17 protein-coding genes and 1 tRNA gene are annotated in these 22,406 nt (G+C 70.7%); 5 read left to right on the top strand and 13 right to left on the bottom strand.

The window, feature by feature from the left end; genetic code table 11:
• Nucleotides 1-66 precede the first annotated feature (66 nt).
• Together ACGFNN_RS00425 and ACGFNN_RS00420 are read right to left on the bottom strand one after the other, a co-directional pair.
• Complete coding sequence (locus tag ACGFNN_RS00425) at nt 67-1,848, bottom strand: DEAD/DEAH box helicase (protein WP_362546749.1); 1,782 nt, start codon at nt 1,846-1,848, stop codon at nt 67-69.
• Nucleotides 1,849-2,048: 200 nt separating this feature from the next.
• A complete protein-coding gene (locus ACGFNN_RS00420) occupies nt 2,049-2,648 on the bottom strand; it encodes a TetR/AcrR family transcriptional regulator (RefSeq protein ID WP_393551492.1) in 600 nt (199 codons plus the stop codon).
• 106 nt (nt 2,649-2,754) lie between these two features.
• Here ACGFNN_RS00420 and ACGFNN_RS00415 point away from each other — a divergent pair, with 106 nt between their 5' ends.
• Complete coding sequence (locus ACGFNN_RS00415) at nt 2,755-3,579, top strand: SDR family NAD(P)-dependent oxidoreductase (protein ID WP_393551490.1); 825 nt, start codon at nt 2,755-2,757, stop codon at nt 3,577-3,579.
• A gap of 65 nt (nt 3,580-3,644) precedes the next feature.
• On the opposite strand, the gene ACGFNN_RS00410 is transcribed toward ACGFNN_RS00415, so the two are convergent.
• The 3 genes from ACGFNN_RS00410 to ACGFNN_RS00400 all read right to left on the bottom strand — a co-directional run bounded on the left by ACGFNN_RS00410 (nt 3,645) and on the right by ACGFNN_RS00400 (nt 7,295).
• Nucleotides 3,645-5,111 (bottom strand): MFS transporter, encoded by a 1,467-nt coding sequence (locus ACGFNN_RS00410; RefSeq protein WP_393551488.1) that lies wholly within the window; start codon nt 5,109-5,111, stop codon nt 3,645-3,647.
• A gap of 229 nt (nt 5,112-5,340) precedes the next feature.
• Nucleotides 5,341-5,922, bottom strand: coding sequence for a hypothetical protein (locus ACGFNN_RS00405; RefSeq protein ID WP_393551486.1), 582 nt, complete (start codon nt 5,920-5,922; stop codon nt 5,341-5,343).
• A gap of 323 nt (nt 5,923-6,245) precedes the next feature.
• On the bottom strand, nt 6,246-7,295 hold the full coding sequence (locus tag ACGFNN_RS00400) for a MarR family transcriptional regulator (RefSeq protein WP_393551484.1): 1,050 nt from the start codon (nt 7,293-7,295) through the stop codon (nt 6,246-6,248).
• Nucleotides 7,296-7,864: 569 nt separating this feature from the next.
• On the opposite strand from ACGFNN_RS00400, the gene ACGFNN_RS00395 reads away from it, so the two are divergent.
• Nucleotides 7,865-7,939: transfer RNA gene (locus tag ACGFNN_RS00395), tRNA-Cys, on the top strand.
• A 115-nt stretch (nt 7,940-8,054) separates the two neighbouring features.
• Here the strand turns inward: ACGFNN_RS00395 and ACGFNN_RS00390 are convergent.
• On the bottom strand, nt 8,055-8,462 hold the full coding sequence (locus ACGFNN_RS00390) for a hypothetical protein (RefSeq protein ID WP_393551482.1): 408 nt from the start codon (nt 8,460-8,462) through the stop codon (nt 8,055-8,057).
• Between the two features lie 275 nt (nt 8,463-8,737).
• Between ACGFNN_RS00390 and ACGFNN_RS00385 the strand changes: the two genes are divergently transcribed.
• The 3 genes from ACGFNN_RS00385 (at nt 8,738) to ACGFNN_RS00375 (ending at nt 12,195) form a co-directional block, all read left to right on the top strand.
• A complete protein-coding gene (locus tag ACGFNN_RS00385) occupies nt 8,738-9,232 on the top strand; it encodes a hypothetical protein (RefSeq protein WP_393551481.1) in 495 nt (164 codons plus the stop codon).
• Between the two features lie 39 nt (nt 9,233-9,271).
• The gene (locus tag ACGFNN_RS00380; RefSeq protein WP_393551479.1) at nt 9,272-11,572 is read left to right on the top strand and encodes a hypothetical protein; all 2,301 of its coding nucleotides are present in this window, start codon (nt 9,272-9,274) and stop codon (nt 11,570-11,572) included.
• A gap of 194 nt (nt 11,573-11,766) precedes the next feature.
• Nucleotides 11,767-12,195, top strand: a complete 429-nt coding sequence (locus ACGFNN_RS00375) for a hypothetical protein (protein ID WP_393551477.1) — start codon at nt 11,767-11,769, stop codon at nt 12,193-12,195.
• Between the two features lie 108 nt (nt 12,196-12,303).
• Here the strand turns inward: ACGFNN_RS00375 and ACGFNN_RS00370 are convergent, their stop codons facing one another.
• The 7 genes from ACGFNN_RS00370 to ACGFNN_RS00340 all read right to left on the bottom strand — a co-directional run bounded on the left by ACGFNN_RS00370 (nt 12,304) and on the right by ACGFNN_RS00340 (nt 22,218).
• Nucleotides 12,304-14,640, bottom strand: a complete 2,337-nt coding sequence (locus ACGFNN_RS00370) for a xanthine dehydrogenase family protein molybdopterin-binding subunit (protein WP_393551475.1) — start codon at nt 14,638-14,640, stop codon at nt 12,304-12,306.
• Nucleotides 14,641-14,713: 73 nt separating this feature from the next.
• Complete coding sequence (locus ACGFNN_RS00365) at nt 14,714-16,300, bottom strand: (2Fe-2S)-binding protein (RefSeq protein WP_393551473.1); 1,587 nt, start codon at nt 16,298-16,300, stop codon at nt 14,714-14,716.
• Nucleotides 16,297-17,193 carry an FAD binding domain-containing protein gene (locus tag ACGFNN_RS00360; protein ID WP_393551471.1) on the bottom strand — a complete coding sequence of 299 codons (897 nt, stop codon included), beginning with the start codon at nt 17,191-17,193 and terminating at the stop codon, nt 16,297-16,299. Before ACGFNN_RS00360 ends, ACGFNN_RS00365 begins: the two co-directional genes overlap by 4 nt.
• 249 nt (nt 17,194-17,442) lie before the next feature.
• Complete coding sequence (locus ACGFNN_RS00355; protein WP_393551469.1) at nt 17,443-19,092, bottom strand: beta-N-acetylhexosaminidase; 1,650 nt, start codon at nt 19,090-19,092, stop codon at nt 17,443-17,445.
• A 1-nt stretch (nt 19,093) separates the two neighbouring features.
• The gene (locus ACGFNN_RS00350; RefSeq protein WP_393551467.1) at nt 19,094-19,942 is read right to left on the bottom strand and encodes a carbohydrate ABC transporter permease; all 849 of its coding nucleotides are present in this window, start codon (nt 19,940-19,942) and stop codon (nt 19,094-19,096) included.
• Nucleotides 19,939-20,910, bottom strand: a complete 972-nt coding sequence (locus tag ACGFNN_RS00345; RefSeq protein WP_393551465.1) for a carbohydrate ABC transporter permease — start codon at nt 20,908-20,910, stop codon at nt 19,939-19,941. Before ACGFNN_RS00345 ends, ACGFNN_RS00350 begins: the two co-directional genes overlap by 4 nt.
• Nucleotides 20,911-20,913: 3 nt before the next feature.
• Nucleotides 20,914-22,218, bottom strand: coding sequence for an extracellular solute-binding protein (locus ACGFNN_RS00340; protein ID WP_393551463.1), 1,305 nt, complete (start codon nt 22,216-22,218; stop codon nt 20,914-20,916).
• Between the last annotated feature and the right edge of the window lie 188 nt (nt 22,219-22,406).

Below are 22,406 nucleotides of genomic sequence, written 5' to 3'. Positions count from 1 at the left end.
CAGCGAGGCCCCGGTGCACGGACGAATCTCACCGTCCGCGCACCGGGGCCGTCCGTGGCGTCCGCCTCACCTCATCCGGGTCGCCCACTCCTGGACCTTCTTGATCCGGTCCTGGATCTGCCCGGCCGTCGCCTCGGCGCTGGGCGGGCCGCCGCACACCCGGCGCAGTTCGTTGTGGATCACCCCGTGCGGCTTGCCGCTCTGGTGGGTGTACGCCGACACCATGGTGTTGAGCTGCTTGCGCAGCTCAAGCAGCTTCTTGTGGGTGACGACGGGCCGCCCCTCGGCCGGCTTCTCCAGCAGGTCGGCCTCCTCGGCCGGCTTCTGCCTGCTGTGCGCGATCTGCCTGGTCTGCCGCTTCTGGAGCAGCAGCTGCACCTGGTCGGGTTCGAGGAGGCCGGGGATGCCGAGGTAGTCCTGCTCCTCCTCGCTGCCCGGGTGGGCCTGCATGCCGAACTCGGCGCCGTCGTAGAGCACCCGGTCGAAGACGGCGTCGGACTCCAGCGCCTCGAAGGGCAGCTGGTCCTCGGTCTCCTCGTCCTCCAGCTTCTCGGCGTCGGCGAGGAGCTGGTCCTCCTCGGCGAAGGGGTTCTCCTCGTCGCTGCCCTTCTTCGGCTTGTCGAGGACGTGGTCGCGCTCGACCTCCATCTCGTTGGCGAAGTCGAGCAGCATGGGGATGGTCGGCAGGAACACCGAGGCGGTCTCGCCGCGCCTGCGTGACCGTACGAAACGTCCGACGGCCTGGGCGAAGAAGAGCGGGGTGGAGATCGTCGTGGCGTAGACGCCGACCGCGAGGCGCGGGACGTCGACGCCCTCCGACACCATGCGGACGGCGACCATCCAGCGCGAGGTGTCGTGGCTGAAGGCGTCGATGTTCTTGGACGCGGCCTTCTCGTCGGAGAGGACCACGGTCGGCTTCTCGCCGGTGACCGACTTGAGGATCTTGGCGTAGGCGCGCGCCGACTCCTGGTCGGTGGCGATGACCAGCCCGCCCGCGTCGGGGATGCCCTTGCGCACCTCGGTCAGCCGCTTGTCGGCGGCGGCCAGCACGTTGGGGATCCAGTCCCCGGTGGGTGAGAGCGCGGTGCGCCAGGCCTGCCCGATGGCGTCCTTGGTCATCGGCTCACCGAGCCGTGCGGCGATCTCGTCCCCGGCCTTGGTGCGCCAGCGCATGTTGCCGCTGTAGCTGAGGAAGATCACCGGGCGGACGACACCGTCGGCGAGGGCGTTGCCGTAGCCGTAGGTGTAGTCGGCCGAGGAGCGGCGGATGCCGTCGTTGCCCTCCTCGTACGCGACGAAGGGGATCGGGTTGGTGTCGGAGCGGAACGGGGTGCCGGTGAGCGCGAGGCGCCTGGTGGCCGGGTCGAATGCCTCCTGGCATGCCTCGCCCCAGGACTTGGAGTCACCGGCGTGGTGGATCTCGTCGAGGATCACCAGGGTCTTGCGCTGCTCGCAGCGGTTGCGGTGCAGCATGGGGCGTACGCCGACACCGGCGTAGGTGACCGCGACGCCGTGGTACTCCTTGCTCAGCGGTCCGGCGCTGTAGTCCGGGTCGAGCTTGATCCCTATGCGGGCGGCCGCCTCCGCCCACTGCTTCTTGAGGTGCTCGGTCGGCGCCACGACGGTGACCTGCTGCACCACGTGGTGGTGCAGCAGCCATGAGGCGAGGGTCAGCGCGAAGGTGGTCTTCCCCGCGCCGGGGGTCGCGACGGCGAGGAAGTCGCGCGGCTGGTCCTGGATGTACCTGTCCATCGCGCCCTGCTGCCAGGCTCGCAGCTTGCCGGCCGTACCCCAGGGGGCGCGGCCGGGAAAGGCGGGTGAGAGGTGGTGGGAGGCGGTAGTAGTCACGGTCTCCGGTTCGGGGCACTCGGGTACGTGGGGCGCTGGCCGTGCGGCCCGGAAGCGGCCCGCACGCGATACGACAACCGGGCCACCCTACCGGCGTGCGGAGCGGAACCCGGTACGACCAACCGTGGCGACCCCGGCGCTGAGACCGGCCTCACAGCGGAGGCCGGCCGGGAGACGCGGGGCCTTCGACGGCTCCCGGTTCAGGGGGCGAAGGCCCTGAGGGTGGCGTCGACGAGGGCGTCGGCGTAATCGGCGGTCAGCGGGCCTGTGCGGTGCAGCCAGCGCTGGAAGAGGGGCGCGTAGAGCATCGCCAGAACGAGGCCCAGGTCGGCGTCCGGAGCGAGCTGACCAGCCTGCTGGGCGCTGCGCAGGCGCGCCCTCTTTGCGTCCTCCAGCGGCCGGTCGAGCTTCTCGCGGTACTCGGCCGCCAGCTCGGCGTCGTTCGCGATCTCCGTGTTGAGGGCGCGGACCAGCCGGTCGAAGGACGGGTCGTTGAATTCCTCGACCGTGGCGCGCAGGACGAGCTTGAGGTCGGCCGAGATGTCGCCGGTGTCCGGGAGCGCGAGTGAGGAGGTGTCCGCGTCCTGGCTGAGATCCAGGAGGGCGGCGAAGACGACCGCGCTCTTGGTGGGCCACCGCCGGTAGATCGTCTGCTTGCCGACACCCGCGCGGGCCGCGATGCCCTCGACGGTGACCTTCTCGTACGCCTCCTCCGCGACCAGGGCGCGGGTCGCCGCGAGGATCGCCTGCCGGGACCGTTCCTTGCGCCGGGAGTGGTCCGGCCCCTTCTCGGTTCGCATGGGACCACTCTAGCGAAACGAGACGCACCGTATTGCCAAGCCGTCGACGGCGCCGTACTCTTCCCGAAACGAGACGAACCGTCTCCTTTACTGGGAGTGAGAAGACATGACCGACGCACGAGTCTGGTTCATCACCGGCGCTTCCCGCGGGCTCGGCAGGGCCTTCGCCGAGGCCGCCCTGGCGGGTGGCGACCGGGTGGTGGCGGCCGCCCGCGACGTCAGTTCCCTGGAGGACCTGGCGGAGAAGTACCCGGACCACCTGGTCGCGCTCTCCTTGGACGTCTCCGACCGCCGGCAGGTGTTCGACGGCGTGGAGCGCGCGGCAGCCGCGTTCGGCGGGCTGGACGTGGTCGTCAACAACGCCGGCGGAATGCTCTACGGCATGGTCGAGGAGGCCGGCGAGGAGCAGATCCGGGCCCATATGGACGTGAACTTCTTCGGCGCCGTGTGGGTCGCGCAGGCCGTCCTGCCCCATCTGCGAGCCGCCCGGGACGGAGGGCGCCTGCTCCAGGTGACCTCGATGGGCAGCGGCGGCGGCATGGCCACCGTCGGCTTCTACGGCGCGGGCAAGGCCGCGCTCGACTCGGTCAGCGAGGCGCTGGCCATGGAGGTGGAACGGTTCGGCGTCAAGGTCACCGTCCTGCAGATGGGCGGCTACGACACCGGCCTCTTCACCACCGGCACCACGGCCACCGAACCGCAGGAGCGATACCAGCCGCTGCGCACCGAGATGGAGGCCATGTGGGGCGACGCCGTGTCACCCGCGCCGGAGACCGCCGCCCCGGTCGTCATGGAAGTGGCGTCGATGCCGGACCCGCCCCGGCGGCTGATCGTCGGCAGCCAGTCCTTCGACCAGGTCATGGAGTTGCGGCGGGCGCAGGAGGAGCACTACCGGGCGTGGGAGCGCCTCAGCCGCCTGGCCCCGGGGTGAGCGGCGCCCGGGGCGCGACCAACGCTCGTGGGCCTGCGGGGCTCAGCCGCGTGAACCGGCGGCGATCAGGGGGCCGCCCGTACCCGGGTGGCGACCCACACCCCCACCGCGGCCACCGCCGCCATCGGCAGGAAGACCACCGTGAACGCGCCCGGGTGGGCGGCGGCCGTACCGCCGCCCACCGCCCCGTGCGCGGCCGCGCCCACCGCGCCGCCGCCGAGCGCGGCGAAGGCGGCCCCACCCGCCGCGAGCAGCAGCACGTTGGACAGTCCGTCGGCGATCTGGAGGGAGGCGGAGTTGGCTCCCGCCTCCTCCGGCGCCGACAGCTTCAGCAGCAGCACGCTGGTGGAGGCGATCACGATGCCCATCCCGAAGCAGCCGACCGCCCAGATCAGGGCCAGGGTCCACGCCGGTACGGCCTCGATCAGGACGCTCGGGGCGGCGACGATCGCGAGCGTCACCAGGACCATCCCGGCCACCATGAGGGCCCCCTTGTGGGGCTCCAGCCGCGGCCGGGCCAGTACGTACGAGCCGAGCGCCCAGGTCAGACCGCCGGCGGCGAGGGAGAGCCCGGCCAGTGTCGGGGAGAGCCCGCGCTGGGTGACCAGCATCAGCGGTACGAACGACTCCGCGACGATGAAGGAACCGGCGGCGATCCCCCGCAGCAGGATCACCGCGGGCAGGCCCCGCGCCGCGCGCATGGTCCCTCGCGGAAGGAGCCCGCGTACGGCGGGGACCAGCAGCGCGGCACCCGCCAGCGCCGGCGCCAGCGACAGCCACCTCAGCTCCTGCCCCGCGTACTGGAGCAGCCCGGCGCCCGCCGAGATACCGAGGGCGAGCCGGAGGCGGCGCATGTCGAACGGTTCCGCCGCCGCCGAGGCGTCCGTGGGTCCGCCCGCCATCCGGCGGATGGCGGGCAGCGCGAGGCCCAGCGGCAGAAGGATCAGGACCGGAATGCCGACGAAGACCCAGCGCCAGCCGAGGTGCTCCGTCACGGTCCCCGAGGCGAGCGGGCCGACGACCGACGGGACGATCCATGCGGCCGAGAACGCGGCCATGATGCTCGGCCGGATCCGCTCCGGGTAGGCCCGCCCGATCACCACGTACAGCGCGACGATCACGAGCCCGCCGCCGATGCCCTGGACGGCCCGGCCCAGGATGAACACCAGCATGTTCGCCGCCGTGCCGGAGAGCAGCAGCCCCGCACCGAAGGCGCCGATACCCGTGGCGAGCGGGGCGAGCGGCCCCCGCCGGTCGGCCCACTGCCCGGAGAGGACCATGGCGAAGAGGCTGGTGGTGAAGTACGCGGAGAAGGCGAACGCGTAGAGCGGGATGCCGTGCAGTTCCCTGGCGGCCACGGGCATGGCGGTGCCGACCGCGGTCGCCTCGAACGCGATGAGCAGGACTACGGAGACGATGCCGACGCTGAGCGCCCGGTAGGTACGGCCCAGAACGCCTTCCGCCGGTTCTTCGACGGTGGTCTCGACGAGGGCGGCGGTGACCTCGGCGTCACGGGGTTCCAGGGCAGACATGGGATTCAGGGTAAGGGCCTAAACCACGGATGAACCCTGTCGGTGGAGGTATGGGTGGTGAGACCTTGGTCGTACGTCCGCGAGCCGCCGCAGAGGGGCGGCGACGGCACCCACCCGGTGCGGGCGCCGCCCCCGGCCGTGCTTTCGCACAGATGCCACCAGGCCGAATATCGCCTGAATCGGGCGGTTCGGAGTCCATGGCTGCGGTCAGGCACCAGCCCTTCCGGGCTCACATCGCCCGAGCCTGAACGGCCAGCCACCGCTTCACTTCCTGCCAGGCGGCCTGCTCTTCCGCCTCTGTGCCCCACCACCATGTGAAGGGCGAGTCGTCGGACGTCAACTCCTCCCGCCACCGGTCCAGGCTGTCTGCCAGGTGACGGCGGGCGATCGGGCACATCTCAGCCTCCCAGCGGGCGAGCCACGGGGCGACCGAGGAACTCGCGGTCACACAGCTCTCGAACACCGCACTCGCTGAAGTGGGCGGCGACTTCGTCCTCAGGGTCTGCGTCCACCATGCGTCCAGGAATCCGGTCACAGCCCCAGCCTGCTCGCGGGGCCAGTGCGACCAACCCGCCGCGGCCAGTCCACGGGCCATGAGGTCGGACTCGGTCTCGCCCTCGGCGAGTACCACGACGAGTTGCGGCAGAACCCGACGGATGATCGCGGACCGGTCGTCCCAGTGGAAGGGATCCTTCCGCGCGACCCTGCGGACGAGGTCCGCGGGGAGCGGGACGTCAGGAGTCCGCAGCAGCTCGACCTCGCCCTCATCGAAACACCGGCCGCATCCGGCCTCACCGGCTTGTGCCGTCATACCGCCGAAGACCTTCGCGACCCGCGTTGTCGCAGCGCCAAGAAGACTGTCATCCGGAGAATTCACCATGCGTCCCGTCAGGACTCCAGCAGGCTGCCCCAGCCGAAGAGAGGGACGCTACCAGGCACCAACTCAACGATCAGCACAGGACGAACCTTGCCTGACACGGCATTGGAGTTCGAGCTCTGGACCGCCCGCACCTCACCATCCCGGCTGGGGCATCCAGATCCTCGACTCCAGCATCGACGACCAAGCTGCTGTACGGGCTGGTGATCGCGCAACTCGCCCCGGCGGATTCCCGCGCGTGGCCGACGCCGGACCGCTCAGGGGGTGCGCATCAGGTTCCGGAGGCTCGCGACGAGGGCAGGGACGTCGCGTTCGACCTCCGCCGGGGCTGCGGCACCCCCTGACGGTTCCGCCGGCTGGTTCGCGGTCGTACAGGGACGGCACAGGCCGTCCGGGAGCGCTTCGGCCGGTCCGGGGCGTCCGCAGTCGGTGCACTCGACCAGGACGCTTCGGGCGGGGCTGCCGGGGAGGCCACCCTGGCTCGGTGCGGGTGCTGCGGGCAGGTGGGGCGGCATCTTGTCGGTGAGGCGGCGGCGTACCAGGCCGATGGGTGATCCGATGCGTTCGGGCAGGCCGGCGGTGAGCGCCGAGGTCAGGTAGTCGGCGCTGACGCCCCGCGCGAACCAGGCGGCGGCGAGCGGTTCCAGCGCGGCGCAGTCGGCGGCGGAGAGCGCCAGGCGGGGTTCGCTGCGGCCGAGTCCGGCGAGGGCGAGGTAGGCGAGGGACGGGGGCGCGACAGCCGGAGCCTCCGCGCTCGGCTCGGCCTGCGGCACCTGAGGCATGTGCGGCTCGTGGCTGGGGAGCTCCGGTGTGCGCTGCTGAGGCACGGCCGGTGTGCGCTGCTGGAGTACGGCCGGTGTGCGCTGCTGGGGTACGTCCGCCGATTCGGCGGCCGGGTCGGGTGCCTGCTCGCCTGCGAGTCCGGCGGCCCACCACTCGTTGTCGTGGGCGATGCGGGACCAGTAGGTGAGCGTTACCCACCGCCACTGGCCGTCCCCTTCGACCCGGCAGCGGACCCGGCGGAGGTGCCCGGCCACGGCGAGGGCGCGCAGCGCGCTGCCGATGGCCATCTGGCCGTACAGGGGCAGGTCCTTGGCCAGCGACTTGATGTCCATCGCGGCGCCGTCGGGCAGGTGGTCGATGTACCCGGCAACGTAGCGTTCGCGCTCGGGCAGATAGGCGAAGGCGCCTGCACCGGAAGGGCTTTGGGCCGGGATGGTCCGCTTGCCGTAGCCGGTGTGCGCCTTGCGGTACGGGCGCGAGCCTGCGGGAGCGGGCCGGGCGGAGCTAATCTGCTGGGTAGCCACGAGATCGTCCTTCTTGGGTAAGCGATCTTGGGTCAGACCCCGGCCGGTGCGGCTAACACCGTGTCGGGGTCGTCTCGTTGTGGGCACCGTAGACAGCGGCGACTCTCTGCTGCAACTCGATCACGATTAGTCATACTTGCTGGCCGTGACGGGGCGGGAGGGAGGGGAGGTTTCCCAAAAGCCTTTACCTACCTCCCGGATGAACAACACCGCTCGAACCTCGGCCCTCGTGTCTCAGCCCTCGAAGCCCGAAGCTCAAGCGTCGGCCCGCAGGCCTCCCCCGACGCCCCGAACGAGTGACAGGCCACATTCGGCGCTCGGGGCCCGAGACTCGGGGGCCGAGCGCCGAGGTCACCGTCCGGGACGTCCACAGTGACGAGGTATGGGCCCAGGACTCACTCCTGCTCATTAGTTTAGGAACCGTGGAACGCGCGCGCCGTTCATGAACGGCGTATGGCAGTCGTATTGCGACGGTCGGAGATCTGTTGGCGTCGCCGGGTCCGGGCCGTACGGTCGTGAGCACAGGGGGAAGCGACACACCCCAGCGACACACCCCAGCGACACACCCCGACCGTGTGCCCGAGAGGCTCAGGGGCTCGACTGCAACTCGAGTTACACCGGTTCGAATCCGGTCACGGTCTCCAGCGGAAGGCAACGGCCACCCCCGATGTGCGGGGGTGGCTGTCATCCTCGTGCCGGGGGCCGCACCGGCCAGTTCCCCGTCTCGATCGCCGGGCGCCTCGTACTTGGGCCCCACACTCAGGGTTTCGGCTGAGCCCTCTGCCGGGCGCGCTCCTGGGACTCCTGCATCTCGAGGATTCGGAAGACATGGGAACTCGCCCGCTTGCGTGCGCTCCCGCTCGTGAACAGTGCCGCGCCCGCGACAGCCGGCGGCACGGCAAGAAGTCCGAGCCCGAGGAGTTCCGGCCAGTCCCGCTCGGCGCTGCAAAGCTTCCCCGCACCCTGGCTGTACGAGGTGCTCTCGCTGTCGTAGAACACCGGCGCCTCGCAGGCGATTTCATCTTGATAGTCGTGGACCGTGAACGGGATCATCAGCAAGTACCCCAACCAGAGGAAAAGGGCTGCGGACACCACAAGCAGGCCCGCCCCCCAGCTCTGCTGTCGTCCGGCGACACGGTCGAACTCCTGTCGGGCCGGCCATTGCATGAGCAGTCTCCCGTCGTTGTCGGCTCTCTCACCTCACCGAGGATCGTACGGACGCGTCCGGTCCCGATGGGCCGGTTCCCTGGCGGACCGCATGCGGGATCGTTCAACCTCGCCCCGACGATTCCGCCGAGTTCTCCACAAGATGCACACACCAGGGCTCCGGGTTCGGGCTCCGCCCAAGAAGACATCCTGAGGGGTTGCTAGCTTGGCCTGCGGGCCTGGACGCCCACCGGGGCACGCCGGCGCAGGACAAGCAGACGGGGGAAGGGTCACCCATGGCATGGGACGAGTGGGAGCAACTGAAGACGCAGGCCGCCGACCGGCGGTCGACCGGAATGCAGTTGAACCAACTCGACCCCGGAGGCGGGGGCTCTGCGGCTCTGCCTGGGCAGACGGGTGATCTCAAGGTGGGGCACAGCGATCTGGCGAAGATCGGTAGCCAGGCCCACGGCCTCTACAACGACCTCTGGAACAAGGCCCGGGTGGCCGTTCCCAGCAGCGACAAGGCCGCCGGTGATCTGAGTGGTCAGGGCTTCGCGCTGGGCGGCGGGCTCAAGCATGTGTCGACCCGGTGGGACGAGCAGCTGAAGTCGCTCATGGACGCATGTGCCCACATCTCCAACCACATGCAGGTCACCAAAAAGGTGCATGCCGGCGACGAGGCCTACATCCACCGGGCGGTGAGCAGCATCGACGCCCTGGATGCCGGATTCGACGAACGGGTCGGTGATCCGGGCAAGAAGAACCCGGCGTACGAGCCCAAGAAGTAACGGCGCGACCACAGAGTCATACAGGAGAAACGACACCTCATGGATCTCAACGCGCTGCGCTTCGCCAACTTCACCACGCTCGACGAGGCCGTCTCGGACTGGGGCCTGCTCGTACGGCACCTCGTCGAACTGAAGAGGCAAGCCGAGGACGGGCTGCACAAGGCCGCCAACTCGGCCGACTGGACCGGTCTGAACGCCCAGGTCACCAAGGAATTCGTCGGCAAGACAGCCGGCGAGTTCGGAGATGCCCACACACAGGCCAACACCATTCACAAGATCCTCACGGACACTCGGGACGAGCTGCGCCAGTACAAGAAGGATCTCGAGGCCGCCATCAGCCGGGGTCAGAAGAAGAATCTGACCGTCACCAGCACGGGCGGCGGCGGTTTCACCGTCACCATGAACATCCACCCTGACCGGGCGGCCCGGGGCACCACCGTGCCGGACCACAGCGAGAGCGATGTCACCGCGCTGCGCGACGAGGTACAGGCGATCCTCAAGAACGCCTCGGAGAGCGACGAGTCGGCGAGCAAGGTGCTGACCGCGATAGCCGACCAGGCCAGAATGGGCTTCTCGGACGCCAACTACAAGGACCGCGACTCTGCGGCGGAAGCGGTCCAGGCGGCTGAGGACCTCGCCAAGATCGCGGCGAAGAATCCCGAGGACCTCACGCCCGCCGACTTCGACAGGATCAACAACGGCCTGGAGAAGTACAAGGACGATCCGCTGTTCTCCGAGCGGTTCGCCACGCAGCTCGGCCCCAAGAAGACCCTCGAGTTCTGGCAGGGCATCAACGACCCAGCCATGAACCCCTCCCTCGGCCAGGAACGGGTCGACAAGTTCGACGACCTCCAGCGCAATCTCGGGATGACGCTCGCCACCGCCACGCAGAGCGACTCCGCCGACATGACGAGCTGGAAGGGCAACATGATCAAGCTCGGCGACCAGCCCATCGGACGGGACGGCGGCGGCCCCATGGGCTTCCAGGTCATGAGCAACCTGATGCGGACCGGCGACTACGACGACCAGTTCCTCAAGAGCTACGGCACCAAGCTCATGGAGACGGAACGCAAGCTCACCGGCAACGGCGAGCACGCCAACATGGCGTGGCAGCACATGGGCATGGACCCGTGGCTCAACAGGATCGGTGACGACAGCGGAGACGACCCGCTGACCGGCTACCTCAAGGGTCTGTCCAACAGCCCTGACGCGGCGACCGACTTCTTCAACGAGGAGTATGTCTCCAAGGACGACTCCCCCTTCGAGCGCGACACGGACGGCAACGGCAAGAACGGGAAGGTCCCACTCTCCAACTTCCAGTACCTCTTCGAGGAGCGGGAGTGGCCGCAGGAGACGAACCTCAAGGGCGACGACGACATCACCGGCCGCAACAATCTCGCCCTCGCTCTGGAGGCCGCCACGACCGGGCACCCTGCGGGCGAGCTGCCGACGGCGGACACGCCCGCGCACAACGAGGGGCAGACCAAGCTGTTCGAATCGCTCGTGGCCTCCGTCTCGGACGACAACGAACGGCTCACGAAGTACAACTACATGTCCGACAGCATCGGGCAGATCACATCGGAGTACCTGCCGGACATCAACCGGGCCATGACCGACGACCAGGACGAGGACACGAACAAGCTGTTCCCCGTCGCCGGCAGCTCCGCCACGCTCAACCACCGTGATGTGAACGCCCTGTTGCTGACTGTGGGACAGAACCCCGAGGGGTATGCCGCCGTGGAGGTGGCCAACAAGGCCTACATGGCGAACCTCATGGACTACCACCTGAACCCGGATCTGGCAGCCGATCAGCGGTACTCCAATGACACGCAGTTCACCATCGAGCAGGTTGCTCACGGTTCTGGCGAAGTGTCCGGCACGCTCGCCATCGGCCGCCAGGAGGCGGTCGCCGGGCCCGCCGAGGAGTCCGACAAGGAGTTCGACCAGTCCGTGGGGCAGTGGAAGAACGCGATCTCCGGAGGGATCGGGACGGGCATCGGCGTCGGTACGTCGTTCATCGCCAGCCCTGTGGGCGGTGCAGTTGCAGGCGGCGTGGCGGGGACCGTGAGCAGCATGGTCCTCGAAGCCCTCTTCCAGGATGCAGAGGGGCACGCCAAGGACGACGCGGGCCCGGTCATGGGCGAGTACTGGGAGAGCGGCAACGACCAGAACTCGGGGTACACCGAGTCGGCCGTGGAGAACGCGGCGAAGGCGCACCACCGTGATGACGTGATGGACGACAGCCTCGATGAGAAGGCGCGCGCTGCCGCCCAGGAGGGCTTCCGCGCAGCAGGCGTCAACACCGCGCACATGTCTCCACACCTGAAGACGGACATCTGATCGACTGTCCAAGGACGGCGTCCCGCCGCGTCGCTCCCTGTCCGAACCTCGAAAGGCTGCTCACGTTGTCTGCCCGTGCATCTCTCCGACGTCACCGGTTCACTGGCACGCTGGTCTCCCTGTCGGTCACCGTCGTTCTCACGTCCAGCCTGTCGGCGTGCTCCGGCGACGACACGCCCGAGAAGGCGTACACCGTGCCCACTTCGCTGTGCGGAACCCCCGTGGACCCTGCACTGGTGAAGGCCGTGCTGCCGGGTGGTGACTCCATCGCGTCGGCAAAGTCGAGGCTGAGCGGCGGAGCGACACGCTGCGACGTGACCGTGGACGGCAAGGCTGCCCTGAGCCTCACCCAATCATGGTGGAACGAAAGGGACACCACGGCGATGGTCTCGGAGGGATACGCCGGCATGGACGGCGGAACGTTGTCGGACGACGGGCGCTTCGTCTACACCGGGAAGGCCGGCGTCGGCAAGACCTCTTCCTGCACGTCGCCGGAGCACCCTGAACAGAACCTCTACGCGGTGGTTCAGGTCTCCGACTCCGGAACCGACGACCAGACGGTCATGAAGCGCCTGATCGTCGACTACACCAAGGCCGTCGAGCAGTCTGCAGCCTGTGAGTAGCCTCGCCGCGAGATGAGAGCGCGGAGAGCCGCGCCCGAGGCGCCGGCGCGGAACATCCGCCCGGCGCCTCGGCGTTGCCTCGATCCGTCTACCGGCGGCCGAGGCCCCTCAGCCCTTCGGCGTCGCCGCCACCGCCGCCTGCGGGCGGATCGGGAGGCGGTTGACGGGGCGGCCCGTGGCGGCGCGTACCGCGGAGGCCACCGCCGCGGGAGAGGTGACCACCGGGACCGCGGAGGCCGCCTTGGCGCCGAAGGGGGCGACCACGTCGCGTTCCTCGACGAGCTTGACGATCCGGATGTCCGGGGCGTCCAGGGCGGTCGGCAGGGCGTACCCGGTGAAGTCCGGGTGGCGGACGATCCCGCGGGCGGTACGGAGGTTCTCCGTCAGGGCCGCGCCGACGCCCTGGGTGACGCCCGCCTCGATACGGGTCGCCAGCTGGGCGGGGTTGAGGACGCGGCCGACGTCCTGGGCGACGGCCATCTCGACCACGCGGACGGACCCGAGTTCGATGTCGACGTCGACGACCGCGCGGATCGCGCAGAAGGCCAGGCCGACGAACGCGTCGCCCTGCCCCGCCTCGTCCAGCGGCTCGGTGGGGTGCGGGCGGCACTGGGCGGTGGCCCAGAGTTCCTTGCCGTCCATCGCCTCGGTGACGGTTGTGGAGAGCACCCCGTCGTACGAGGTGATCTTGCCGTCGGCGATCTGGAGGAGCTCGGTGGACATGCCGAACTTGTGGGCCAGGGGCTGGAGGAGCTGGGTACGGACCATCTTCGCGGCCCGCTCGATCGCGCCGCCCGAGACCCAGGTGTGGCGCCCGTGCGTGGCGGGGCCGGCGGGGGGCTGGTCGGTGTCGACCGCCGCCACGTGCACCTCTTCGACGCCCAGGGTCTCCTGGACGATCTGGCGGGCGAGGGTGGTGAAGCCCTGGCCGGTCTCGACGGCCGCGCAGATGACCGTGGCCACACCGTCGTGGACCCGGACCGTGGCCGTGGAGACCTCGTCCGCGCCCTCGGCGCCGAGCATGTGGACCATGCCCAGGGCGTAGCCCACGCCCCTGCGGACCGCCCCGGGTTCCCCGGCGCCTTCCAGACCGCCGGGGAGCAGCCAGTCGTCCTCCGGAGCGTCCTTGGGGAGCACCGGGAGGGGGAAGTCCCTGAGTGAGTCGAGGAGTTCGGCGACGGGGGCGGGGCAGGTGACGGTCTGTCCGGTGGGGAGTATGTCGCCCGTGGCGATGGCGTTGCGCAGCCTGAGCTCGACCGGGTCGATGTCCAGCTTGGCGGCGAGCTTGTCCATCTGGCCCTCGTAGGCGGCGCAGACCTGCAGGGCACCCTCGCCTCGCACGTGCCCCGAGGGCGGGTTGTTGGTGCGGACCGCCCAGCCCTCGATGAAGGCGTGCGGGACGACGTACGGGCCGCAGGCGAAGGCCACGGCCGCGGCGAGGGATTCGGACGAGGCGTCGGCGTACGCGCCCGCGTCGAGGAGGATCTGCGCCTCGACCTTGACCAGCCTGCCGTCCGTGTCCGCGTGGTGGCGGTAGCGCAGCAGTGTGGGGTGGCGGTGGGCGTGCCCGAGGAAGGACTCCTCGCGGGTGGCCGCCAGCTTGACGGGGCAGCCGGTGCGCAGGGCGAGCAGGCCGAGCGGGATCTGGAAGCCCGGGTCCTCCCGGTCGCCCGTCGCTCCGGGGACGCCGGTGACGACCACCTTGACCCGCTCGGGGTCCAGTCCGAAGCAGGCGGCGGCCAGGTCCCGGTCGGTGTGCGGGTCGGTGGAGGCGGTGTACAGCTCGACGCCGCCGTCGGGCCGGGGGACGGCGAGGCCGGCCTCGGCGCCGATCGGGGCGGGGTCCTGGCGGCCGATGCGGTACAGGCCCTCGACGATGACCTCGCCCACGGTGTCCGGGTCGCCGTAGCGGAGCGGGATGTGGCGGATCAGGTTGCCGTCGGGGTGCAGGGGTTCGGCGGCGAAGGCCTTCTCCGGGTCGGTGACCGGTTCGAGGACCTCGTAGTCGACGATGATCGCCGCGGCGGCCAGCCGGGCGGTGTCGGGGTGGTCGGCGGCGACCGCGGCGATGGCCTCCCCGTGGTGACGTACGAGGTCGGAGGCGAAGACGGGGCGGTCGACGACCCCGCGGCCGTAGGCGCCGTCCCCGGGGATGTCCTCGTGGGTGACGACGGCGCGGACGCCGGGCATGCCGGCGGCGGCCGTCGTGTCGATGGACAGGATGCGCGCGTGCGGGTGCGGCGAGCGCAGCAGCGCGGCCCACAGCAGGCCCTCGGCCCACAGGTCGGCGGCGTAGGGGAAGGTGCCCTCGGTCTTCGCGCGGGCGTCGGCGGGCGGCAGCGAGGTGCCCAGTCCGAGCGCGGGCCGCTCCTGGTCCGGGCCGGTGGCCTCGGGCGGCGCCGGCGCGAGGGGGGTGCTGGTCGCGGTGGCTGCGTCGCTGGTCACGCCGCCTCCTTGTCGTACGCCGCGCTGCGGCTGCTGGTGGGGGTGACCGGTCGTGCGGGGGACGGCACGGTGCTCACCGGACGTCTCCCTCGTCTGCCTGGGCGCTGCCCGCGCCCGGGGCGGCCTGGTGCGGGATGCGCGGCTCGGCGTCGTCGGTGGCGGTGAGCGCCGCCTCCGCGGTGGCCTCCCGGCCCGCCACGACCTCGCGTACGGCGTTTAGCACACCCCGGTAGCCGGAACACCGGCAGAGGTTGCCGCACAGGGCCTGGCGGGTCTCCAGCTCGCTGGGGGCGTGGTTGCCCTCCAGGAGGTCGTGCACGGTCATGGCCATGCCGGGGATGCAGAAGCCGCACTGGACGGCGCCGCACTCGGCCAGGGCCCGCTGGACGTCGGAGGGTTCACCGTCGACCGCGAGTCCCTCTACGGTACGGACCTCGCTGCCGGCGGTCGTCGCGGCGGGGACCAGGCAGGACGCCACGAGGCGGCCGTCGACCTGGACGTTGCAGGCGCCGCACTCGCCCTGCGAGCAGCCGTCCTTGGCCCCGGCGAGCCCGAGCCGCTCGCGGAGCACGTAGAGCAGCGACTCCCCGATCCAGGCGTCGCTCACGGGCCGGTCCACGCCGTTGACGTGCAGGACGTACGAGGCGGAGGGGTGCTCGCTGGGGCCGCCGGGCAGGGCGGTCGGGGCGGGCTCGTCGGCGTGCCCGGGGAGGTGCGCGGCGTCGGCCTCATGCGGTTCGGCCGTACCGGCCTCCGGCGCGGGCTCCCCGGTGGCGGGGTCCTCCGAGGGGGTCGTCTCGGAGGCCGGAGTCTCGGGGCGCTCCGGGTCGGTGCCGTCGGGCTCGGCGTGAAGGTCGTCGGGGGCGTCGGGGGCGTCGGCCGCCTCCGGGGCCCGGCGGTCCTCCTCGGGCTCCGAGTGGACGACCGAGGAGTGGACTGGTGAGGAGTGGACGGCCGGGGAGGGAGCGGCCGGAGCGACCGGCGCCTCCTCCGGCTCGGCCGGGGTGCCGGGGGTCCCGGGGGTCTCCTCGGCGGCCGGCCCGGTCTCCGGTTCCGGGGCCGCCCAGGGGGCGGGGGCTCCGCCCGGCAGCGTGGCCGGGGGCGTCTCCGTGTACCAGGACGAGGCCATCGCCGAGGCTGAGAACTCGCCGGACTCGTCCGGGAGGTCGCCGTCGGCCACCGGGATCGTCCACTGGCCGGTGTGTCCAGCCGGTTCCGGCACCGGCTCGGGCTCGGGCGGGACGGCGGCGGTGAAGTTCCACTGGGCGGTCGTGGACGACGTCTGCGCGTACTGCGAGGTGTCCGGGTACGGCTGCTGGTAAGGGTCCTGCGGCTGGTTCGGGTCCGGCCAGTGGACCGCCTCCGGGGCGTCCTCCTGCCGGTGGGCGGCGCGCTCCTGCTGCCCCTGCGTCTGCACGACCCAGCTACCCGTCGCCGCGGGGTCGAGTCCCGCCGCCGGGGTCAGCGGCAGGATCATCGGCGGGACGTAGCTGTGGCCCGGGGCGGCCAGCGGGTCGTTCCCGAGGCCCGCGAGGTCCTCCGGGGGCAGGTGGACGAAGGCGGTCGCCTCGGCGTCGTACTCGCCGCCCTGCGGGGTCGGCTCCCAGCCGGCGTACGGGTCGGGCTGCCGACCGTGCTCCGGGTTCTCCTCGTTGGTCACGACAGTGCCCTCCCCAGTGCGCGTCGGGCGAGCGCGGCGACGGTGCGCCGCAGGTGGAGTACGGCGGGCGAGAGCGGAGGAGCCTCTCCGCCGTCGTCCGGTGGTGCCTGGTCCGGGATGCAGGCGGCCGCGACGTACTCGCCGAAGGCGGCCAGCGCGTCGGGGGCCAGGCCCCGCTCACCGTCCCAGTCGATCAGTGAGGCGATCCAGCGTTCGGCCTCCAGCGGCCGCAGCGGCATCGGCGCGATCGCGCCGACCGCGCAGCGCACCCCGCGCCGGGCCGGGTCCAGGACGATCGCGACGGAGGCGGTGGCCCGGCCGGGACCGGTGCGCCCGGTCGCCTTGAGGAAGACCTGCGGGGCGTGCAGGAGGGGCACCCGGACGAAGGCGATCAGCTCCGCGGGTTCGAGCATCTCGCGGCCCGCGAGGAGGTGCGAGACGGGCATCTCACGGCGCGCCCCTTCGGCGCCCGCGATGACCAGCTCGGCCTCCAGCGCGGCCAGGACCGGCAGGGTGTCGCCCGTGGGGGCGGCGCCGGCGATGTTGCCGCCGAGGGTTCCGGCGTTACGGATCTGGGGCGGACCCGCGGCCCGGGCGGACGCGGCCAGCGCGGGGATCAGCGCGGCGAAGTCGGGGCGGCCCATGCGCGCGTGGGTGAGGCCCGCCCCGAGCAGGGCGTGGCCGTCCTGGTAGTGCCAGCCGCGCAGTTCGCTGATCCGGCTGAGGCCGACCAGCCCCGAGGGCCTCAGCAGGCCCTTGTTGACCGCCGACATCAGGTCCGTGCCGCCGGCCACCGGTACGGCGGCGGGCATGGCGCGGAGAGCCGCCACGGCCTCGTCGAGCGAGGCCGGCAGCATCACCGACCGCATGGCCTGCGGTGCGTGCGTGGTCAACCCAGCTGCCCCTTCCCGGTGTCCCGGCAGTCCCGCCTGTCCGCCGTACGGTACGTGCTCACGGCCGGGACGTGGCAACTCTGGCACATCTTCCGGGCTGCCCGTCGCGAGGGTCCGCGAAGGGTGCTTCCGTCCCCGGCCAGGGGAAAAGTCGCCTTTGGCAGCGCATCTGCCGCACGTACGAATTGCCACCCTTCAGGAGATTCGTACGACTTACTCATCTCCCCCGGCCGGACTCCGGAGCACCGGTCACGCGATCGGGGGCGGCCCCTCCATCGGGCGGCCCAGGACACCGGGGCGGCGTTGCCACGGCTTCGGGCCCGTGGGCGGCCGGTAGGCGACGCCCAGGGCGTCGAGGCGGGCGTAGTGGGCGGTCATCCTGCGCTCGAACCCGGCGAAGTCCCTTTCCCTGGGGGCCGGGAGACGGGACCAGGCGACCTCGGCGAAGGCGGCGAGGCGGGGGAAGACCTGGTAGTCGACGCGGTCCTGGTTCTGCATGACCTCGGTCCAGACGTTGGCCTGGGTCCCCATCACATGACGGGCCGCCTCCTCGGAGAGGCCCGGGGGCACGGGCTCGAAGCGGTAGACGTCCTCCAGGGTGCGGACGTACGCGATGGGCATCGGCTCGTCCGGCCCGTCGGCCTGGCGGTAGTCCAGGTACACCTGCTGCAGCGGGCACATCACCACGTCGTGCCCGGCCTCGGCGGCGGCGATCCCGCCCCCGTAACCGCGCCACGAGGTCACGGCCGCTCCCTCGGCGAGGCCGCCCTCCAGGATCTCGTCCCAGCCGATGACCCGGCGTCCGCGGTCGGCGAACCAGCGGTCGAAGTGCCGGATGAACCAGGACTGGAGCTCGTCCTCGTCCGCCAGACCGAACTCCGCGATGCGCGCCTGCGCCGTCGGGGACTGCCTCCACTGGTCCTTGGGGCATTCGTCGCCGCCGATGTGGAAGAAGGGCGACGTGTCCGCGGGGAAGAGTTCGAGCAGTTCCTCGAAGACCCCTTCGAAGAACCGCAGGGTGTTGTCGGTGGGCGCGAGTACGTTCGGGTTGACGCCCCAGGTGTCCCACACGGAGAGCGCGGAGGTGTCGACGACGTCGGTGTTGCCCAGTTCCGGATAGGCGCTGATCGCCGCCTGCGAGTGGCCCGGGATGTCGATCTCGGGGACCACCCGGATGTGCCGCTCGGCGGCGTAGGCGACGATCTCCCGGATGTCGTCCTTGGTGTAGAAGCCTCCGTGCGGGGTCTCGTCCCAGAGCTCGGAGGCACGGTGGCCGTGCTTGGAGCGAGCACGCCAGGAGCCGACCTCGGTGAGCCGGGGGTGGCGTTCGATCTCCACCCGCCAGCCCTGGTCGTCGGTGAGGTGGAAGTGGAAGACGTTCAGCTTGTGGGCGGCCAGCAGGTCGAGCATGCGCAGCACGCCCTCCTTGGGCGTGAAGTGCCGGGCCACGTCCAGCATCATCCCGCGCCAGCCGAAGCGGGGACCGTCCTCGATCTCCATGGCGGCGAGGCCCCTGGGCCCCGAAACGCCGACGGGAGCGCGGCGGAAGGCCTCGGGCCCGAGGAGCTGACGGAGCGTCTGCGCGCCCCAGAACACACCGGCCGCGCTCCCTCCGGTGATGCGTACGCCCCACGCGGGCGAGACGACCAGCCGGTAGCCCTCGGGCTCCAGCGAGGGGTCGACGCGCAGTTCGACGGTGTTCGGGTCGCTCGCGGCGCCTTCGGCGTCCACGGCCCCGGGAGCGAGCCGCAGGCCGAAGGCGGCCCCGAGGGTGCTGCGGAGCCACCGCTCCGTGCCTTCGGTGCCGGGTCCCGCCGTGAGGGTGGTGGCCTCGTCGAGGACGAAGCCGCGGCGGCCTTCGCCCTCCACGCGTGCGGGTGCCGGAATCAGGTCGTGCATGTCAGTCCTTCACCGCGCCGCCGAGTCCGGAGACCAGGCGCCGCTGTACGAGGACGAAGAAGACCAGCACGGGAATGGTCATCACCGTCGAGGCCGCCATGATCCCTCCCCAGTCGTTCTCGTCGGGTTTGAAGAAGACCAGCAGCGCCATCGGAAGCGTCGACTGGGAGGTGTCGCTGATGATGAACGACTTCGCGAACAGGAAGTCGTTCCACGTCGAGATGAAGGAGAACACGCTGGTCGCCACGAGGCCCGGGAAGACGAGCGGGAAGAGGATCTGCCACAGGAAGCGCGTGCGGCTCGCCCCGTCGATGTACGCGGCCTCCTCCAGGGCCTCCGGTACGGCCTTGACGAAGCCGCGCAGCATCCAGATCGCGAACGGCAGCGAGAAGGCGAGGTGCGGGAGGATCAGCGAACCCAGGGTGTTCAGCTGGCCGACGTCGCGCATCAGGAAGAACAGCGGGATGGTCAGCGCCTCCACCGGCACCATCTGCGCCACCAGGAACATGATCAGCAGCGTGGTGCGGAAGCGGAAGCGGAACCTCGTCACGGCGGTCGCGGCGAGGAAGGCGATCAGGGCGGAGACGACGACCACGGTGCCCGCGACGGCCAGGCTGTTCAGGAAGTAGCGCCCGAAGTCCTGTTGTTCGAAGACCCTGCGGAACGAGTCGAGGGACGGTGCGAGGGTCCAGGGCCGGGCCTCGGTGGACTGGATCTCGCCCGTCGGCTTGAAGGCCGAGAGCACCATCCAGTACAGCGGGAAGGCGACGACGACGGCGATCAGCAGGGCGGCCGCCTCGGCCGCGAGCCGTCCGGGCCGCCGGACGCGCAGAAGCGTGCGTGGGCTCACAGTTCCTCCCCCTGCCGCCGCACCAGGCGCAGGTACACCAGCGTCACGGCCAGCAGGATCAGCAGCATCACGATGCCGATGGCCGATCCGAGGCTGTACTGCGAGGAGGCGAACGCCTTCTGGTACGCGTACACGTTGAGCACCAGGTTCTGTCCGGCGATGCCACCGCCGCCGGTCATGACGTAGATCTGGGTGAAGACCTTGAAGTCCCAGATGACCGACTGGATGGTGACGACGGTGAGGATCGGCCGGAGCATCGGTGCCATGACCGACCGCCAGATCCGCCACTGGGAGGCGCCGTCGAGCGAGGCGGCCTCCAGCACCTCCGCGGGGATCGCCCTGATGCCGGCGTACACGGTCACCATCACGAACGGGAACGAGCACCAGAGCACTTCGAGGAGGACCAGGGCGAAGGCGCTCCAGCGCCCGTAGGTCCAGGAGAAGTCGCCGAGCCCCAGCACCTTGTTGATAGGGCCGAAGTCCGGGTCGAAGAGGAAGACCCAGACGGTCGATCCGGTGATCGCCGGTGTCGCCCAGGCGCCGAGTGCGGCCAGCATCAGCGCGAGCCGGGGCAGGGCGCGGATGCGGGTGAGCAGGACGGCCAGGGCGCAGCCGACGAGGAGGGTGGCGAGGACGCAGGCCGCGGCGAAGAGCACCGTCGAGAGGAGGACCTGCCAGAACTGGCTGTCCCCGAAGAGCGTGGCGTAGTTGCCGAAGCCCTGGAAGGTGGTCGGTTCGCCGCCGCTGACCTGGGCCTGGGTGTACTCCAGGAAGGAGATCAGGCCCAGTTGATAGATCGGGTAGACGAGCAGTCCGCCGAGGAGGACGAGCGCGGGGAGCAGGTAGAGCCAGGGTGTCCAGCCGGAGCGCCGTGCGGGTGACGCCGGCCGGCGGCGGGGCGGGCGGGGGCGCTCCCCGCCCGCCCCGGCACTTGCGGGGGCCTTGTGCAGTGTGGTGTCCGCGGTCATCGGTCAGCCCGCTTCGGCGAACGCCGCGTCCATCTTCTTCGCCGCGTCGTCCGAGGCGGCGGCCACGTCCTTACGGCCGCTGACGATCTCCTGGAACATGGTCGGAAGCACCAGCGAGGCGTCGATCTGGCCCCAGGCCGGGGAGGCGGGGACGAACTTGGCTCCCGCGTCGAGCGTCCGGACGAAGGGGCCGACGAAGGGCTCCTTCTTCGCGGCGTTGTCCAGGACGTCCGTGTACGTGGGCAGGAATCCCATGGCGTCGAACATCGCGGCCTGCGTCTTCTTGCCGGCCAGTGACTTCATGAGGTCGACGGCGAGGGTGCGGTGCGAACTGCTCTTGAGGACACCGATGTTGTTGCCTCCGGCGAAGGCGGGGGCGATCGAGCCCTCGGCGACCCCGGGCAGCGGCACGACCGCGTACCTGCCCTTCACCGAGCCCGCCTCGACCGCCGCGTGGCTGAAGTCGCCGCCGATGGCCATGGCGGCCTTCCCGGAGGCGAAGGCCGTGACGGTCGCGTTGCCGCCCATGGAGGCGCACTTGGCGGCCGGGCAGTTGTCGTCGCCGAAGAGCGAGGTGTAGGCCTCGATGCCCTTGCGGGCCTTGGGGCTGTTGACGGCGGACTTGTAGGTGACCCCGGTCTCGCCGGCGAGTTCGCCGCCGTTGGCCCAGATGAAGGGCATCGCCCCGTAGGTGTAGGCGCCTCCGACGGCGAGGCCGTAGAGGTCCTTCCTCTCCTTGTGGATCTTCTTCGCGGTGGTGATCAGTTCGCCCTGGGACTTGGGCGGCTCGATGCCGAGCTCCTCGAAGACGTCGGTGCGGTAGTACAGGGCGCGCACGCCGACGAAGAGGGGCGCCCCGTAGATCCGGCCGTCCACCGTCACGGACTGCTTGGCGGTCGGGTCGGTGTCCTTCGCCTCGTCCCAGGCCCCGAACTCCTCGGTGACGTCGGCCAGTCCGCCGTCCTTGACGTATCCGGCGGTGTCGGTGTTGCCGTACTCGATGACGTCGGGGGCGCTCTTCGGGTCGTTGAAGGCGGCCTTGACGCGCTGGGCCCGGGTGTCGACGGGTATGTACTCGACCTCGACCTCGGCCCCCTCGTGGGCCTTCTCGAACTCGGCCACCGCGGCGTCGACGACCTTCTCCTTGGGCTTGTTGCCGACCTCCTGGAACAGCCAGACGCGGAGCGTGCCGGTCTTGCCGTCCCCCTTGGAACTGGTGTCGGAGGTCTGCGGCGCGCACGCGGTGGCGGTGATTCCCGCCAGCACAAGTGCCGCGGCCGGAGCGGCGATTCGGGCAGAAAGCTTCATCCGGGACCCCTACCGGTCAATCGTTGCATTCCTTGCAACGGACGTTTCGTTCTGCACAACTTGCAGGAGACTAAGGGGGCGTCCGCGCTCCGACAAGTGGTCTCTACCACTCTGTGACCACGCGGAGCGGCCCGCGCGACGCGCACCTGTGGGACCCCGCCCGGACATGCGGACGGCCCCCGGGGCAC

This window comes from Streptomyces sp. NPDC048590 (assembly GCF_043199535.1).
Taxonomy (GTDB): Bacteria; Actinomycetota; Actinomycetes; order Streptomycetales; family Streptomycetaceae; genus Streptomyces.
The sequence above is the reverse complement of the archived record's forward strand: the minus strand, read 5'-3'. Positions and strand labels throughout refer to the sequence as shown.

Bases quoted from the DNA above. Each gene is read 5' to 3' on its own strand.
- ACGFNN_RS00380 (WP_393551479.1), top strand. From the start codon at position 9,272: ATGGATCTCAACGCGCTGCGCTTCGCCAACTTCACCACGCTCGACGAG.
- ACGFNN_RS00385 (WP_393551481.1), top strand. From the start codon at position 8,738: ATGGCATGGGACGAGTGGGAGCAACTGAAGACGCAGGCCGCCGACCGG.
- ACGFNN_RS00420 (WP_393551492.1), bottom strand. From the start codon at position 2,648: ATGCGAACCGAGAAGGGGCCGGACCACTCCCGGCGCAAGGAACGGTCC.
- ACGFNN_RS00415 (WP_393551490.1), top strand. From the start codon at position 2,755: ATGACCGACGCACGAGTCTGGTTCATCACCGGCGCTTCCCGCGGGCTC.
- ACGFNN_RS00390 (WP_393551482.1), bottom strand. From the start codon at position 8,462: ATGCAATGGCCGGCCCGACAGGAGTTCGACCGTGTCGCCGGACGACAG.
- ACGFNN_RS00340 (WP_393551463.1), bottom strand. From the start codon at position 22,218: ATGAAGCTTTCTGCCCGAATCGCCGCTCCGGCCGCGGCACTTGTGCTG.
- ACGFNN_RS00410 (WP_393551488.1), bottom strand. From the start codon at position 5,111: ATGTCTGCCCTGGAACCCCGTGACGCCGAGGTCACCGCCGCCCTCGTC.
- ACGFNN_RS00355 (WP_393551469.1), bottom strand. From the start codon at position 19,092: ATGCACGACCTGATTCCGGCACCCGCACGCGTGGAGGGCGAAGGCCGC.
- ACGFNN_RS00345 (WP_393551465.1), bottom strand. From the start codon at position 20,910: ATGACCGCGGACACCACACTGCACAAGGCCCCCGCAAGTGCCGGGGCG.
- ACGFNN_RS00405 (WP_393551486.1), bottom strand. From the start codon at position 5,922: ATGACGGCACAAGCCGGTGAGGCCGGATGCGGCCGGTGTTTCGATGAG.